Origin of the sequence: Streptomyces hygroscopicus subsp. hygroscopicus, from assembly GCF_030269125.1 — a bacterium.
Taxonomy (GTDB): Bacteria; Actinomycetota; Actinomycetes; order Streptomycetales; family Streptomycetaceae; genus Streptomyces; species Streptomyces hygroscopicus_C.
Map to the genome: position 1 here is coordinate 286,273 of NZ_BSSM01000011.1, position 15,734 is coordinate 302,006.

9 protein-coding genes are annotated in these 15,734 nt (G+C 73.9%); 6 read left to right on the forward strand and 3 right to left on the reverse strand.

All coding sequences use genetic code 11. From position 1 onward, the window contains the following. Positions 1-222: 222 nt before the first annotated feature. On the forward strand, positions 223-3,765 hold the full coding sequence (locus tag QSK45_RS24675; protein ID WP_490993611.1) for a trypsin-like peptidase domain-containing protein: 3,543 nt from the start codon (positions 223-225) through the stop codon (positions 3,763-3,765). 140 nt (positions 3,766-3,905) lie between these two features. Continuing rightward, positions 3,906-4,853, forward strand: coding sequence for a bifunctional riboflavin kinase/FAD synthetase (locus QSK45_RS24680; RefSeq protein ID WP_285560420.1), 948 nt, complete (start codon positions 3,906-3,908; stop codon positions 4,851-4,853). A 134-nt stretch (positions 4,854-4,987) separates the two neighbouring features. On the opposite strand, the gene QSK45_RS24685 is transcribed toward QSK45_RS24680, so the two are convergent. From QSK45_RS24685 to eccE, 3 genes are all read right to left on the reverse strand, one after another. Continuing rightward, a complete protein-coding gene (locus tag QSK45_RS24685) occupies positions 4,988-8,032 on the reverse strand; it encodes an SCO5717 family growth-regulating ATPase (protein WP_285560423.1) in 3,045 nt (1,014 codons plus the stop codon). A 311-nt stretch (positions 8,033-8,343) separates the two neighbouring features. Continuing rightward, positions 8,344-9,078, reverse strand: a complete 735-nt coding sequence (locus QSK45_RS24690) for a hypothetical protein (protein WP_285560506.1) — start codon at positions 9,076-9,078, stop codon at positions 8,344-8,346. 41 nt (positions 9,079-9,119) lie between these two features. After that, positions 9,120-10,292: a type VII secretion protein EccE gene (gene eccE, locus QSK45_RS24695; RefSeq protein WP_285560428.1), complete on the reverse strand. Its 1,173-nt coding sequence runs from the start codon at positions 10,290-10,292 to the stop codon at positions 9,120-9,122. Between the two features lie 363 nt (positions 10,293-10,655). On the opposite strand from eccE, the gene eccB reads away from it, so the two are divergent. From eccB to QSK45_RS24715, 4 genes are all read left to right on the forward strand, one after another. After that, positions 10,656-12,182 (forward strand): type VII secretion protein EccB, encoded by a 1,527-nt coding sequence (eccB, locus tag QSK45_RS24700; protein ID WP_285560431.1) that lies wholly within the window; start codon positions 10,656-10,658, stop codon positions 12,180-12,182. Between the two features lie 10 nt (positions 12,183-12,192). Next, entirely contained in the window at positions 12,193-13,434 is a 1,242-nt protein-coding gene (mycP, locus tag QSK45_RS24705) for a type VII secretion-associated serine protease mycosin (protein WP_395483973.1), read from the forward strand. 142 nt (positions 13,435-13,576) lie between these two features. Further along, positions 13,577-14,002 carry a DUF2563 family protein gene (locus QSK45_RS24710; RefSeq protein WP_285560435.1) on the forward strand — a complete coding sequence of 142 codons (426 nt, stop codon included), beginning with the start codon at positions 13,577-13,579 and terminating at the stop codon, positions 14,000-14,002. Further along, on the forward strand, positions 14,002-15,699 hold the full coding sequence (locus tag QSK45_RS24715) for a glycoside hydrolase family 25 domain-containing protein (protein WP_285560438.1): 1,698 nt from the start codon (positions 14,002-14,004) through the stop codon (positions 15,697-15,699). The genes QSK45_RS24710 and QSK45_RS24715 overlap by 1 nt, the downstream gene beginning before the upstream one ends. Positions 15,700-15,734 lie beyond the last annotated feature (35 nt).

The following is a 15,734-nucleotide window of genomic DNA, read 5'->3' on the forward strand; positions in this document are numbered from 1 at the left end:
AGCGGCGGCCGGCACGGGGTACGCCCCCGCCGCCGCTCCACGGTCCCCCCTCTTCCCCCTCCCTAGGGTTATCCAGCAGCCCCCGCCAATTCACCCGTCCGGGCAGGCGCTCGGAGTGAACCGGGGGAGCGGAAGGGGGCGCGTTCCATGACGGGGCCGCCCTGCCGATCATCACCCGCCTACCGTCACCACAGGCACGGGCAAGGGTGGGAAGGCAGGACGATGACGGCAGGAGACCCGCGAACCGGCAGCGCCCGCGGGGCTACGGCGCACGGCACGGGTGGCATGGCGGACGCGACGGGACCGACGGGCGTCCCGGCGGACAGGACGCGGGGCGCGAGGGTGCTCCCGGCTCCCCGCCGGCACCCTGTGGACGCCTTGGACGGCCCTCGGCACCCGGCGGACGCCCTCGACACCCGGCGGGCCCCGGCGCAGGCCCCCGACATCCGCCGGACGAACGCCACCACCCGCACCCCCGACCCCCTGGTCCACCTCCACGACCCCGCCGGCCGCCCACGCGGCACCGGATTCCTCGTGGACCACCACGGCACCCTCCTCACCAGCCACGAAGCCGTCGACGGCCTCGACCGGCTGGTGCTGCGCGCCGGGGACCGCACCCGTGTGGTCGCCGCCGCGGACATCACCGCGCTGCCCGCCCGGAACCTGGCCCTGGTGCGCACCGAGGGCCTGGACGTGCCCCCGCTGCCGCTGGCCACCCGGGAGGACGTCGAGGCGGGTACCTATGTGCGCATCGCCGCCGGGTGCTGGCGCGAGGCGCGGGTGCTGGCCACCACCGAGGTGTCCTACGGCCGCCACCTCCTCGGCGACGCGCTGGAACTGGCCATCGGGACGGCCGGCCGGGACGCGCTGCGGCCCGGGGGCGGGGCGGCGGGCGGACCCGTGGTGGACGCCCGCACGGGCGCCGTCCTCGGCGTCCTCGGCACCGTCCTGCGCGCCCCGCACCGCGACGCCGGTTTCGCGGTGCCGCCGAGGGCCGCCGACGGCCCCCTCGCCGAACTGCTCGCCCGCAACGCGGCCACCGTGCCCGCGTACGGCGCCGACCTCAACCCCGCCGGCGTCCTGGAGCTGACCGCCACCTCGGTGGGCCAGGACGGACCGCCGAGGCCCCTGGTCCAGCCGGTCGAACGCGCCGCGGCGGCGGAGGCCCTGGCCGACTTCGCGGACGGCGACCGGCCCGTCCTCGGCCTCGTCGGCGCACCGGGCAGCGGTCGTACGACGGAACTCGCGGCGTTCGCCGCCCGCAGGGGCCGCGCGGCCGCGCCGACGCTGTGGCTGCGCGGCGCCGACCTGGAGGGGACCGACGGCTCGGTGGCCGACGCGGCGCGCCGCGCCCTGGAACGGGCCGCCCGCATCATCGCCGCCGCCCGCCACCTCGACCTCCCCGACCTCGGCGACCTCACGCCCGAGCACCTCGCCGCCCGCGCCGGCGGACCTCTCCTGCTCCTCCTCGACGGCCCGGAGGAGATGCCCCCCGCGCTGGCCCACCGCCTTCCCGAGTGGAGCGGGGCCACCGTCGCCTGGCTCCGGGAGACCGGCACCCGCCTGGTGGTGGCCTGCCGGGAGGAGTACTGGGAGCACGCCGGGTTCTCCTCGTCCGACGTACGCACCACGCGACTGGGCGACCTCGACGCCGAGGAGGCCGACGGGGCGCGGGTGCGGTACGGGATCCCCGAGGGACTGCTCGCCGGACGGGACGCCCGGCATCCGCTCACCCTGCGGCTGCTGTCCGAGGTGTGGGCCGCGCTGCGGACGGCGCCGTACACCCGTCCCGTCGACCGGCACGAGGTGTTCGCGGCCCACCTCGACCTGATGTGCCTGCGCGTCGCGGTGCGACTCGCCGCCGAGCGGGGGCTGCGGGGCACCGCCGTACGCCGGCTCGCCGCACGGGTCGCCGGACAGGTGCACGAGGCCGCCCGGCGGGGACTCGGCTCCGGACAGGGGGAGTTGGACCGCGCGTCCTTCGAGGCGGTGTTCCCGTGGGGGCCGGCCCCCGACCGGCTCGGCGGCGGCACCGGCTGGGCCTCCGCCGTGCTGGCCGAGGGCCTGCTCGTCCCGGCCGGCCGCGGCTACCGCTTCGCCCACGAGGAACTGGCCGACTGGCTCCAGGGCATGCACCTCGACCTGGACGAGGCCGTGCACGTCCTGGTGCACCGTGCCCGGCAGGAGGACGCCGTACCCGTACCGCGCCATCGCGTCGGGCCCGTCGTCCAGGCCCTGCTGCACCTCGACCGCCGCCAGGAGACCCGTCAACTCTCCTTCCGCTTGCGTGAGTTGGTGGACGCCCTGGACCTCGACACCGGCTCCTGGTGGGCCGCCCGGCTGCTCGCCGAAACCCTGTCGAAGGTGCCGGACGCGACGCCGTACACCGAGGTGCTGCGGCTGCTCGCCGAGCGCGTCGTGGTCTGGCGGCGCGAACGGCGTCCGGTCCCCGAGGAGTTCGGCCCCGGCTATTGGACCGGCCTGCCCGTGCCCGCCGCCGAACGGCTGGACCTGCTGCGCCGGCTCGTCCTCGCCGACCCCGCGGCGGGCGCGCCCGGCGAGCGGTACCTCGACGCCGTGGCCCGGCTGCTGGCCGCCGCACCCGGTGCCGTACAGCCGCACCTGACGCGGTGGTTCGAGGACGAGCGGCCGTTGCCCGCGGCCCCGCACGCGACCGTGGCGACCGCCGCGCAGGCCCTGCTGCACACCCATCGGCACGGTGCCCTGGACGGGTTGACCGAGGCGCTGGCCGCGAGCAGCCACCAGCACGCGGAGGAACTCCTCACCGTCCTCGCCGAGGAGGAGCCGACGGCGCTGTGCCGGGCCGTCGACCGCTGGGTGCACGACGAGCGGCCCGCCCGGCACACGGCCGCCGTGACGCTCGCGCTGCGCGCCGCCCCGCACCTGCGCACGGCCGCGGACCGCGAGCGGCTGTGCCGCGTGGCGGCCGCCGTGCTCGCCCGCCCCGCCGACCACGCCCTGCACGGCGGCGCGCTCGCCCTGCTGGCCGGCGACCCGGGCACCCGCGACCGGCACCTGGCGCAGGCGCTGCGCCACTTCGCCGAGGGCGACCCGCTCATCCCCGCGACCGCCCTGCTCCCCGCCCTGACCACCCACCCCGAACCGGTCCTGGACGCCTTCCGGACCCGGCTGCGCGGCCCGCACCGGGAGGCCGCCGGCTGTCTGCGCCGCCTCCTTTCCGACGTCACCACCCCGGCCCTCGCGCGTGCCGCCGCGACCCTGCTGCGGGAGGCGGTACGACCCCACCCGGAGACCGCCGGCCGGGTCGCCACCGCCGTCGACCGCCGCCTGGATCAGGGTCCCGCCGCCCGACCGGTCCTGTTCCCCCTGGTCACCGGGCTGCTCCGGGAGGGCCCGGAACCGCTGCGGGCCGCCCTCGCCACCGTCCTCGCCGCCCCGGGCACCCGCGCCTCCCGCCCGCTGCGCCGCGAACTCCTGGACTTCCTGATCGGCCGCGAGCGGGAGCCGTCCGTCCTGGACGCCGTCCTGTACGCGGCGGCGTCGAGCGACAGCGACGAGGAGGTGCGCGCCCTCGTCCACCGCGCCGGACTGCTCCTCGGCCGCACCCCCGAGGGCGCCACCCGCTTCGACCGCGCCCTGGTCGACCTCGGCCGGCACGTCCCCGGCTTCGCCGTCCGGATGACCCGCTGGCTCGCCGACGCCCCGGACGAATGGGCCGCCGTGGTGGGCCCCAGCACGCGCCGCACCCTGGAGAACCTCGCGGGCGCGCGCGTACCGGCCTGACACCGCCTCCGAGCTGCTCCGGGGACGTGCGCCCGGTCACAGCGCCCCTACCGATGCGGGCCCCGGGCACCCGGCATGGCACCCTTAGACCTGCACAATCGTCAAGGTAGACACGGACACGGGTTCGAGGAGCGGTCACAGTGCAGCGCTGGCGTGGCTTGGAGGACATCCCCGAGGACTGGGGGCGCAGCGTCGTCACCATCGGTTCCTACGACGGTGTCCACCGCGGCCACCAGCTGATCATCAGGCACGCCGTCGAGCGCGCGCGCGAGCTGGGCGTCCCGGCCGTCGTCGTCACCTTCGACCCGCACCCGAGCGAGGTCGTCCGCCCCGGCAGCCACCCGCCGCTGCTCGCCCCGCACCACCGCCGCTGCGAGCTGATGGCCGAGCTGGGCGTCGACGCGGTGCTGATCCTCCCCTTCACCAGCGAGTTCTCCAAGCTGTCGCCCGCCGACTTCGTGGTCAAGGTCCTGGTCGACAAACTGCACGCCAAGGCGGTCGTGGAGGGCCCGAACTTCCGCTTCGGCCACAAGGCGGCCGGCAACGTGGAGTTCCTCACCGACCAGGGCAAGGTCTACGACTTCGAGGTCGAGGTCATCGACCTGTACGTGTCCGGCGCGGCCGGCGGCGGCCTGCCGTTCTCCTCGACCCTGACCCGCCGCCTGGTCGCCGAGGGCGACGTCGAGGGCGCCCGCGAGATCCTGGGCCGCCCGCACCGGGTGGAGGGTGTCGTCGTACGCGGCGCCCAGCGCGGCCGTGAGCTGGGCTTCCCCACGGCGAACGTCGAGACGCTGACGCACACCGCCATCCCCGCCGACGGTGTGTACGCCGGTTACCTGCACGCCCAGGGCGAGATCATGCCGGCCGCGATCTCGGTGGGCACCAACCCGCAGTTCGACGGCACCGAGCGCACGGTGGAGGCGTACGCCATCGACCGCGTCGGCCTGGACCTGTACGGCCTGCACGTCGCCGTCGACTTCCTCGCCTACGTCCGCGGCCAGGCGAAGTTCGACTCGCTGGAGGCGCTGCTGGAGCAGATGGCCGCGGACGTGAAGCGGTGCAGGGAGATCGTCGCGGCCGAGGGCTAACCCCGCTCGCTTCCCGCTTCCCGCTTCTCGCTTCCCGGTCTCTGTTCCCCGCTTCCTGTTTCGTCTCTCACGACGGCGAAAGGGCGGCCGGTGCGTGGCGCACCGGCCGCCCTTTCGTCATGCCGCGAGTGGTGCTACGGCTGCTGCGGGGGCTGGCCCTGGGGGTAGGGCTGGCCCGGACCCTGCGGGTACGGCCCGCCCTGCTGCGGGGGGTAGGGCTGCCGGCCCGGCTGCTGCTGTTGCTGCTGGGGCGGGTAGGGCTGCGGGCCCTGGGGCGGGTAGGGCTGGCCAGGCTGCCCGGGGTACTGCTGGCCGGGAACCTGCTGTCCGGGGATCTGCGGTCCCGGGCCCTGGGGGTAGGGCTGGCCCGGCATCTGCTGGCCCGGCATCGGCGGGGCGGCCACCGGTGGCGGGTTGCCGTCGCTGGTCCACAGGCCGTGCGCCTGCTGGTGCCGCACGAAGTCCTCGGCGATCATCGCGGCGAGGTTGAAGTACGCCTCGCGGGTGCGCGGCCGCATCATGTCGAGGTCCACCTCGGCACCGGCGGCCAGGTGCTCGTCGAAGGGCACGACCACGACCCCGCGGGTGCGCGTCTCGAAGTGCGACACGATGTCCTCGACCTTGATCATCTTGCCGGTCTCGCGCACCCCGGAGATCACCGTCAGCGAGCGGGAGACCAGGTCGGAGTACCCGTGCGCGGCCAGCCAGTCCAGCGTCGTGCTGGCGCTGGACGCACCGTCCACGGACGGCGTCGAGATGATGATCAGCTGGTCGGCGAGGTCGAGCACCCCGCGCATGGCGCTGTACAGCAGGCCGGTGCCCGAGTCGGTGAGGATGATCGGGTACTGGCGGCCGAGCACGTCGATCGCGCGCCGGTAGTCCTCGTCGTTGAACGTGGTCGAGACGGCCGGGTCCACGTCGTTGGCGATGATCTCCAGACCGGAGGGCGCCTGCGAGGTGAACCGGCGGATGTCCATGTACGAGTTCAGGTACGGGATCGCCTGGACGAGGTCGCGGATGGTGGCCCCGGTCTCCCGGCGCACCCGTCGGCCCAGCGTGCCGGCGTCCGGGTTGGCGTCGATGGCGAGGATCTTGTCCTGCCGCTCGGTGGCGAGGGTGGAGCCCAGCGCGGTGGTCGTGGTGGTCTTGCCGACGCCGCCCTTGAGGCTGATGACGGCGATCCGGTAGCAGGACAGCACGGGCGTGCGGATCAGCTCCAGCTTCCGCTGCCGCTCGGCCTCCTCCTTCTTGCCGCCCAGCTTGAACCGGGACCCGCCCGCGGCCGGCCGCCCGCTCCGCGCCTTCTGCCGACGGTTGTTCAGCAGCCGGTCCGCGGACAGCTCCACGGCCGCGGTGTAACCCAGCGGCGCGGCACCGGGGTTGGTGGGCTGCCGCTGGTCGTGCTGGACGGGCTGCGGCCAGGCGGCCCCGGCGCGGGGGTCGACGGCGGGCTGGGGGGCGTCGGGCTGCTGCGGCGCCTGCGGCGCTTGCTGTGCCTGCTGCGGGAAGCCGTAGCCGCCCTGCTGCGGGGGGTTGTTGGTCTGGGGGAAGCCGTAACCGCCCTGCGGAGCGGGGCCGTTTGCGGGTCCGGGCGGCGGGAAGCCGTAACCGGCCTGCGGTGCGTGGGCGTTGGGAGCCGCTTGGGGCTGGGGCTGGGGCTGGGGCTGGGGCTGGGGTGCCGGGGGCTGGGGGAAGCCGTAGCCACCGGCCGCGGCGGGTCCGCCCTGGTTCGGCTGCGGCACGCCCTGGGGGCCCGGCTGGGCGGGGGGCGTGGGCATGCCCGGGTGGTGGGGCTGGGCGGCGTGGTCCGGCTGCGGGGGCCGGCCGGGCTGGTTCCCCTGGTTCCACGCGGCGGGCGCGGGCTGCGGGGCCTGTGGCTGGAAGAACGGCTGTCCCTGTACCTGCCCGTGCGGGGGAGCGGGCTGCTGCGGTACGGCCTGCGGGGGCATGGGCTGCTGAGGCCCGCCCTGCTGCGGCATGGGCTGTGGCATGGGCTGCTGCGCGGGCCACTGGGCCGCGGGAGCCGGGGCGGCGGGCTGGTACGACGGGGGCAACGGGGGCACGCCGTTCTGCGGCGCGGGCGGGGGCGTCCACGCGGACGGGAAGTCCTGCGGCACCGGGGGAGCGGGGTGGGCGGCGGCGTCCTGCGGAGCCGCGTCCCGCGGAGCCGCGTCCTGCGGGGCGGTGTCGGGGACAACGGCGTCCTGGGGAGCGTCCTGGACGCCCGCGGGGGCCTCCTCCTGCTCGGCCCCGTCCTGACCGGAGGCTTCCGGGGTGGCGTCCGCGTCCACGGCGTCCGAGACGTCGCTCGTCCCCGCGCCGGTCGCATCCGCGTGCGCGTCCGGGTCCGCGCCCTCGGCCGAGGAGGCTCCCTCGCCCTTCTCGGCCGCCGCGCCGCCGTCCGCCCCGGCCGGGTCTCCGCCCGCACCGGAACCGGCGGCGGAGGCACCGTCCTCGGAGCCCTCCGCCCCGGACGTGGGCCTGGACCGGTCCTCGGCCTCGGTCTCGGCGGCCGCCTCCTTCTGCAGGGCGGCGGCGCGCTCGGCGATCTCGGCCATCTCGCGCTTCAGGGCGACGGCGGAGAACCGCATGGTCGCCCCGCTCTCCAGGTCACCGTTGTCGCTCTCGGGCGCGACAGGCGAAGCCTCGGGCCGGACGGGCGGGACCTGCGGCTGCTCCGGCTGCTGCAACTCGAAACCGTCGGGCAGCCTGGGCATCGCAGGCGCGTCACCGAGCGGCTGCGCGGGCTGCGGTGGCGCCGGCGGGACCGGCGGCGGGAACGAGGTCCCCTGCGGCGGCGTACCGACGGGCGGGGCGCCGACGGCAGGGGCACCGACCGGCGTCCCCGCGGGCGGGGTGCCCCCCGGCGTCGTACCGACCGGTGGCGGCGTCGTCCCGGTCTCCGGCCCGGACGTCCCCGTACTCCCCGACGGGGAGAACGACGGAAGCCCCGCCCCGCCCGAGGTCCCCGACCCGTCGCCGGTGCCCTGCCGGGCGTAGCCGCCGGCGCCCCCGTTCGAGCCGCCGGAGCCCGCCGTGCCGGACGCGTTCTGCGTGTACCAGGCCGGGGGAGCGTAGTCGATGGTGAACTCGCCGGTGGTCTCGACGGCCTCCGCGTCGGGCTGGTCATCGCCGGGTGTGGCCCAGCCCCCGCGCGTCCCGTCCCGATCGCTGCTCACAGTTCCTCCTGGTGTGGTCGAGCACCCTCATACCGTGCCGGGGCGACCATGTCGTGTCGTTCGAGTCGTCCGTAGTCGTCAGGGGCAGTCCGATCCACGGGTCCTGCCATCACGCCCGCTCCCAGCCTAATCACCACGAGCCGCCCCTCGGCAGGCCCGCCCGCCTGTCGGCTCGCGCACACCGGCTCGGAAGGCATGGCGAAGCCCCCCGCCCGCTCCGCGAGTTGTCGCACGAAAACGGGAGCAACCGGAAGGGAGGCGACGAACGGGAAAGGGAGGGAGGACGAACAGACGCCACAGGCGCGGGCGATTCAGTCCATGCGTCGCGGCGTGCCCAGCAACCCGGTCTCGGCGTCCGTCGGTTGGGTCAGCACGTACTGCCGATCCCGGTCGGTGCACCAGAGGGTGACGCCGTCCGGGAGGGCCGGCAGCGACTCCACCTCGGTACGGGTGAGCCCCATGGTGCGGCCGAGTTCGGCGGCCTCGTCGGGCGAGACCCGCTGGATGCCGGCGAGCCGCGCCTGACGCAGCAACCGGGGCGCCACCGGGCTGAGGTACGGCAGCAGGGTCAGCACCGACTGCCAGGGCCCGGCCACCACACGGCCGCGTGGGGGCCGCATACCGCAGTCCCGGACCACCAGGACCGGCGTACCGGCCGAGGCGCCCTGCGGGGGGACCCGTCCGACGTCGTACACGGCCAGTCCGTTCTGCCCGCCGCCCATGGCGTGCACCATCTGCATCCAGGCCTGCGGGCGGCCGGTCTCCACGGCCACGCGGGCACCGGTGGCAGCCGAGCGCAGCGCCAGCACCTGCGCGGTCCACAGGCCGCCGATCAGCACGACGTCGTACGGCGTGGGCCGGTTGATGCCGAGGACGGCCGGCTGGCCCTCGGCGTCCACGCCGGCCACCACGCCGTCGTCGCCGATGGGCAGGGCGAGGGTGTCCAGCACCCGCGCGGGCAACGCGTGCCGGCCGTGCCGGGGGCCCAGCAGACCCAGTCCGTGCCGCAGCCGCTCGCCGAGGCCGCGCGGTCCGGAGCCGGCCACCGCCGGCTGCCACGTGTCGGGGGAAGCCGTGGGAATCGTCGTCACCGCGCACCTCCGAGCGGCAGTGTGGCCAGCATGCCGGGCAGTTGCTCACGGTCGAGGCGGGCCAGGCCGGCCCCGGCCCGCCGGGCCGCCGCCTCCAAGGCGCGGCGCGCCGCCACGAGTTCGTCGTCACTGCGCCCGGTCACCCGCAGGTGCCCGCACAGCGAGACCTCCTGCCGGTCCCCGCGCGCGAGGGTGAGGCTGAAGGTGGTGGCGAGCGCCGGTATCGCCGTGACCTGCGCGACCAGCTGCGGCAGCGACTCGCCGCGCCCGCCGCCCAGTTGGGGCCAGCGCCGCACCCAGTAGGTGGTGTGCCGCCGGTTGTCGCACCGCCAGCTGCGCCCGGACTCCTCCGTACGCCGCTCCCGCGTCTCGCTGCGTCCCGCCTCCGCGGTGACCAGCGGGTTGGCGCAGGCCGAGGTGGCGAGCGCGGCGATCAGCTCCTCCTCGTCGAGCACCCGCGCCCGAAAGCCCGCCCCGGTCAGCCGGCTCGCCAGATGGTCCGCGCTCCGCACGACGCACTTCTGCGCCCCGAGCAACCCGCCCCCACGCGCCGCCACGGCCTCCGCGCAGACCTCCGGATCAAGCTTCAACGCGATCCAGGTGATCCGCACGGCCGGGGCGCCGGTCTGCTCCTGCAACGGCAGGTAATTGGCGACAGCCACCGACTGCTGCGGCAGGTGCAACGCGGGCGCCGGCTGCGTGTGCAGCACCACCTGCGCCGACTCCAGCCGTATCCCGTCCACCTCCAGTGCGTCCCGCACCAGGCCCAACGGCAACGGCTGCCGACTCCGCTCCGCCCGCAACGCGGTGGCGTCGGCCTCCACCTGGAGAACGGCGGTGACGAAGGTGCCGTCGCCGACGATGCCGACGGTACGGCGGTCACGCCCGCCGTACGCGTACGTGCGCAGGCTCGGCTCGCACTCGAGCGCGGGCACCAGCGACGGCTCGGTGCCCGGCGGTATCGGGGTGTTCGCGGCCCGGCGCCTGCGCGCCTTCAACTCCCGTGCCGTGGTCAGCCATTCGGGCAGCGAGCGGCCCCGGCGCCGGACGAACGCGAGGGCGACCAGCAGGACGGCGACGACCGCGGCGGGTACCAGGGCGACCGGGCCGATGACCCAGCCGACGACGAGCGCGGCCAGCGCGAGTTCCGGCAGCACGAGTCGTTGCATGCGAAATGAACCGGACAGCGCCGGACGGGCACCGGGGCCGGCCGGGTCCGGGATCCGCTGTTCCCGGGGCGGCGCCGACCGCGATCCCCCCGGTTGCGGACCGGCCGTCGAGGGGCCGGCTCCCCGTTCATGCCGGCGCGTACGAGCCCGCGTCCCGGAAGCCCTCAACTCATCCCCCCATTTTCCTTACGTCCCTCTGCAATTCAGCCCCCGAGCAGAGCCCTTGAGGGCCCGGGTACCCTACCCGCTCCACGGAACCGACCAGACACCAGGCATAGTAGGGGCTCGGTCCGACAACGGTGTGCCGGAGACGGTGGTCTTCGACCGGTATCCGGACGGCCACACGGGGAGAATCAGGGGCAGATGGCATCTCGGCGGGATCAACTCAACGCCTACACCTTTGCGAAGCGGCGCATGCTCGCGGCGTTCGTCCAGCCCTCCTCCGACGGCTCGGAGGAAGCAGCCCCCAGGCCGTTGCGGGCGGTCCTGCCCGGCACCATCGTCGGCGTGGTCGTCATGGCCGTGTTCGGCGCCTGGGGGATGTTCCGCCCGACCGCGCCGCAGGGGTGGGACACCCCCGGTGAAAAGGTGATCATCGCCAGCAAGTCGACCACCCGGTACGTCGTCCTCAAGACCGACGGCAAGACCCAGCTGCACCCGGTGCTCAACATGGCGTCGGCGAAGCTCCTCCTCGCCGACGGCAAGGGCGACGTGGTCACCGTCGACGAGTCGATCCTCGACAGCGGCAAGATCCCGCACGGCGTCACCATCGGCATCCCGTACGCCCCCGACCGCCTGCCCTCCAGCCAGGAGGCCGGTGCCAAGAAGCGCTGGGCCGTCTGCGAGCGTCCGAGCGCGGGCGGCAGGGCCATCCAGAAGGCGGCGTTCGTGCTCGCCGCCCGCGACATGAAGAAGACCGACGGGCCACGCCAGAAGCTCGGCGGCGGGGACGTCCTGTACGTCGCCGCGCCGGACGGGCAGCGCTACATCGTGGACGCGCACGGCACCGCGTACGAGGTCGACAAGAACGACGAGTTGCTGCTGCGTACCCTGGTCGGCGCCGGCCGGCAGCCCCAACGCGTGTCCCGGGACTGGCTCGACACCCTGCACCGGGGCGACCGGATCGAGTTTCCCCCGATCCAGGGAACCGCGAGCGCCCCCGCCGGCATCCAGGGCAGCCTGCCGGCCGGCGCGAACAAGGTCGGCATGGTGCTGCGGGCCCCCAACGGCGACCGCCAGCAGTACTACATCGTCGAACAGGGCAAGGTCCTGCCCGTCTCGGACTTCACCGCCAAGCTGCTCCTCAACAGCAAGGAACTCGTCGGCCTCGGCCAGGCGAGCAAGCCCCTCGACGTCAGCGCGGGCGCCTTCGTGCCCGGCTCGACCGCCTTCGACGCCGACCGCAAGTGGCCGAGCCTCACCCCGAGGGTCGTCAACGACGCGGGCACCGCGAGCGGCAGCCGCGACACCGTCTGCAACGTCCTCGACCACGTCGCCGGCAACGGCACCACCACCCTCGCCACCTGGGCGGGCACGGACTTCCCTGCCGAACTGCCCACCGGGTCGTCGAGCGCCTACGTCACCCCCGGCTCGGGCCAGCTCTACCGCCAGTTCCAGGGCACCGACACCAAGGTCGGCGGCGTCTTCCTCGTCACCGACACGGGCCTGCGCTACGCCATGCAGTCCAACGCCGACAGCGGCTCCCGGGGCACCGAGTACGGCATGACGGACAAGCAGCGCAAGGAGTTGCAGCAGGAGGCCCAACTGGCCCAGACCCGGCTCGGGTACGCGGGTCTGGACCCCGCCCCGATCCCGGTCGCCTGGTCCCTGTTCCTGCCGACGGGACCGCGCCTGTCGACCACCGCGGCGAGCCAGCCGCAGGGTTCGTAGGAGGAGCCACGTGTCGTACCCGCGCCTGCTCCGTACCGCGGCGATCGCGGCCGCCACGCTGTGCACCGCCACAGTCGCCCTGGCCCCGCCCGCCGCCGCCGACTCCTTCGCCGACCAGTGCAACTTCCCGAACAAGGTGTATCCCGGGCGTCCCTGGGCCCTCCAGCGCGTGCTGCTGGACGAACTGTGGAGCCAGTCCAAGGGCAAGGGCGTACGGGTCGCGGTCATCGACACCGGCGTGGACACCAAGAACCCCCAGCTCACCCACGCGGTGGACGCGTCCAGCGGGACCAACCTCCTGCCGCCGAAGAACAGCAAGGGCCAGAAGATCGACCGCGGCAACGCGAGCGGCACGACGGACACCGTCGGGCACGGCACCCGTGTGGCGGGCATCATCGCCGCCCGGCCGAGACAGGGAACGGGATTCGTCGGCCTCGCGCCCGAGGCGACCATCATCCCCATCAAGCAGAACGACGCGGAGGGCGACGGCACCGCGGCCACCCTCGCCCAGGCCATCGAGCACGCGATCAAGGAGAAGGCCCAGGTCATCAACATCTCCCAGGACACCGCGAACGCCATACAGCCGGCCGACGGCCTGCACCGCGCGATCGACGACGCCCTGGCGCACCAGATCGTGGTCGTCGCCTCCGCGGGCAACGACGGCCTCGACGGCAACGTCAAGCTCACGTACCCGGCGTCCTACCCGGGTGTGCTGGCGGTCGCCGCCTCGGACCGCAACAACGAGCGCGCCTCCTTCTCCCAGTCCGGCGACTTCGTGGGCGTCGCCGCCCCCGGCGTCGACATGATCTCCACCGTGCCCGAGGGCGGCCACTGCTCGGACAACGGTACGAGCTTCTCGGCCCCGTACGTGGCCGGTGTCGCCGCGCTCATCAGGGCGAAGCACCCCGACTGGACGGCGCGCGAGATCGTCGCCCAGATCGAGCAGACCGCGGAGCGCTCGGTCGCCGGGCACGACATGCTGGTCGGCTGGGGTGTCGTCGACCCCGTACGCGCCCTGACGGACGACGAACACCCCATCGAGAAGCCCGACCCGCACGAGGGCCTCAGCCGCGCCGAGGCCCCCACCCCGGCCCGCCTGGTGCTCGGCGAGACACCCGACGAACGCAACGCCCGCCTGGCGACGTACGTCGCCGTCGGAGCGGCCGTCTTGGTGGCCGCCCTCGCGGGGGCGGCGGTGGCGATCCGCGACGCGCGCAGAAGGCCGGCGAACGGCGGCGTGAAAGATGCGTGAAGGTCGCCGGGCTGCAGCAGACTTGTCACACAAGTCAGTTGGGGGGTGTCAGTCGCGTTGACTACAGTGATTGCATTGCGAAGACGAACGCTTGAGGAGTGCTGCCGCCTCAAGCAGGGGACGGAAACGGGGGTGGCGCAACGTGCGGCCTGACGACGGCACGGGCGGGCTGAAGGTTGGCCTGGAGGCTCTGAAGACCTTCAAGACGCGTGTGGACTCGGTGCTCAAGACATTCGAGGACTCGCCCGGCTCGGCGAAGAAGGTGGCGATGCATACGATCACCGCCGAGTCGTTCTGCGGCAACGGCGGATTCCCTGAGGCCACGGGACTGCACAGCCAGTACACGCGCGTCCACGACCGACTCATGACGCTCTCCCAGTCGCTGACGCTGCAGATCGAGGCGATGCAGATCGCCGTGCACGGCGCGGACATCGGTTTCGCCAATCTGGACGACGACCAGCGGCGCCGGTTCCACGAGATCCGCATGCAGATCAACGAGCAGTTCGGCGATGCGCGGAAGGACCAGAAGCGCACCGATACTCAGCAGCTCGGCGACGGGGAAATCTGATGGGCGACCAGAACACGAAGCCAGATTTGCACCAATTTGACCGTGAGCTGGCCGCACAGCAGTTCAAGCAAGAGAAGTCGGCCATGGGCGGAGGCCAGTGTGCCGCGCCGAGCCTCAACAAGCCGGGCGGCGGCTGCCAGGTCAGCGACTTCGAGGGCCACCAGCTGAACGACATGGTCGACATGGTGAAGTCCGCGAACCACGAGCACCTGGAGAACGCCGCCAACGGCCTCTGGGACGCGCGGGACGCCATCTGGAGCGCCGCCGATGAGCTCCTGGAGCACATCGGCCGGATCGACTGGCACGGCGAGGCGGCCACCTCGTTCCACAGCTGGGCCGGCGACCTCGTCAACCACACCTACGAACTCGGCTTCTACGCGGACAACGTGGCGACCCAGGTCTCCGCGGCCAGCATGGGACTCGCCTCGGTGAGCAGTTCCATGCCGCCCCGCGACAACCGGCCCAAGATCCTCCTGCCGGCCGAGCAGGCCAAGTTGGATCCGGGTGGCATCCAGGCCCAGGTCGTCGAGAACCACCGCCAAGAGGCGATCACCCAGATGAACCGGCTGGCGTCGTACTACGCGGTCTCGGAGGGGAACCTGCGGGGGCTGGAGGAGCCCAAGTTCGGGAAGATGCCGGACATGGGGGTGCCGCTGGCTAGTGGCGGCTCCCGTCATGATTCGGACAGCGGAGGTCAGACAACTCCCGCACATCTGCCCACGGGTGAAACGGCGCGCCAGTACTCTGTCGCATCCCCGGACGGGTCGGGTGTGAAGGGGGCCGACCTCGCGCCGAAGCTGAACCACGTGGTCCTGCCGCCCGATCGGCATGTTCATGTTGACCCGTCCCAGCACGTCGGCACCAACATCGACAGCGTCAACACCCTTCCCCCGGACACCGTGAAGCCGACGGTGCCGGTCACGCCGCCGACCGCACCCGGTCCTGGTGGCGGCGGTGGGGGACCGATCACTCCCTTCCCCTCCGGCCCTATGGTCCCGACTGTTGGCTTGCCGGTGGCACGCGGCGGAGCGGGCGGCGTCCGGGGCCCGGTCGGGCCTTCACGGATGGCCGTACCCCCCGTCGAGGAGCCGGAAGTCGGAACCGGCACGGGGCGCGGGCCCATCAGCGGGGTACGGCAGCCTGTCGTTCCTGGTCAGGCTGGCGCGCGTGGGCCGGTGTCGCCGATGGGCAGGACCCCCATGGGTCAGTCCCCCCTGGGCAAGGCTCCGGTGGGCCGGGGACCGGTCGGTCGCAGCATCGTCGGCGGAACGCCTCGGACCGGGGGCGTGCCGGGCGAGCGTATCGGTGAACTGGGCCCGACCGGGGCGGCACGCACCGGCGGTGTCATCGGTGGCCGGCCGACCACTCCTTCCGGGAAGGGCGTCACCGGATCCAGGGTGCCGCGCGGCAAGGTCATCGGCGGCGAGTCTGCCGCTCGTGACCCGCACGCCGTCGAGCGGCCCGGTCAGCGCGGAGTGATCCGTGGGGCCATGCCGGAGGGCACCGAGGCGCAGGCCTCGCGCAGGCCCGTGACTCCCGGCGGGGCGGTCGGGACGTCCAACAGCAAGGCGCCGACGGCCAGGAACGGCACCGGCGCCGCCGACGAGCACACGCCGGGGCGTTCGTCGGCCCGACGCTCCACACGGGACCGCGACGACAAGAACTCGCGCCGGCGGCAGGCGCCGGAGACCGAGTAACGAGATGAAGCGAGGACGTACGAGAGGCATGTTGT